This window comes from Paenibacillus sp. 1-18 (genome assembly GCF_000520755.1).
GTDB classification, from domain to species: domain Bacteria; phylum Bacillota; class Bacilli; order Paenibacillales; family Paenibacillaceae; genus Paenibacillus; species Paenibacillus brasilensis.
The window spans coordinates 1-1,043 of record NZ_ASSB01000005.1; the positions used below are offsets into that span (position 1 = coordinate 1).

The window sequence follows — 1,043 nt, forward strand, 5'->3', positions numbered from 1 at the left end:
CGTGCTGGAGATGGCGGCAGAACAAGACATTTCGCGTAGTATCAAGCTCGTCAAGGAAGGGTTCCGCCGCATTCCGAATAAAGGGATCGGGTATGGCATTTTGACCTATTTGTCCGGCGACGGCAAGAACGAGGACCATGCTCTGCGTATCCAGCCGGAAATCAGCTTCAACTATCTGGGGCAGTTCGATCAGGACTTGGATAGTAATAAGCTGCAAATTTCGCCTTATTCGGTCGGAGCCTCCATAAGCGAGAAGATGGCACAGCGCTATACACTGGATATGAACGGCATGATTTCGCAGGGTGTCTTGTCGCTGACAATTGATTACAATGGGCGGCAATATCGCAAAGAAACAGTGGAAAATCTTTCCCAACTCCTGCGTACAAGTCTGCGGGAAGTGATCCTGCACTGCGCAGATAAAGAGCAGCCGGAGCTGACGCCGAGCGATCTGCTGCTTTCGGACCTCAGCATGGAGGAGCTGGAGCAGCTTGTACAGCAAACCGCGCATATCGGTGAGATCGAAAATGTGTACAAGCTCACGTCGATGCAAAAAGGCATGCTGTTCCACAGTCAATTGGAGCCGGATTCGGCAGCTTACTTCGAGCAAGCAGTGTTCAGCCTTCAGGGAAGCCTGGACGTTGAGATCTTTGCCCAAAGTCTGGATGCTCTCGTGCAGCGGCACGACGTGCTGCGTACCGGATTTTACAGCGGGCTGGCCGAGCCTGTACAGGTCGTCTATCGGCGCAAGCCTTGCGGATTTTACTACGAAGATCTGCGCGGATTGGAAGAAGCCGAGCGCGAGGCGTATGCTCAGGCGTTTAGCGTCAACGATACAGCGGCAGGATTCGATTTGGCGCAGGATGCGCTGCTGCGTGTTTCGGTTTTGCGAATCGGTGAACAAACATACCAATTCTATTGGAGCTTCCATCATATTATTATGGATGGCTGGTGCGTGCCGATCATGATGCAGGAAGTATTCGAGCACTATGCCGCAATTCAGGAACAGCGGCAGCCAGAGCTTTCCGTTGTCCTGCCGTATCGTC

General features: G+C 52.8%; 1 protein-coding gene. It reads left to right on the top strand.

The window, feature by feature from the left end:
- Positions 1-1,043 (top strand): condensation domain-containing protein (locus L693_RS27500; RefSeq protein ID WP_231503477.1); only part of this gene is annotated, 1,043 nt, incomplete at both ends.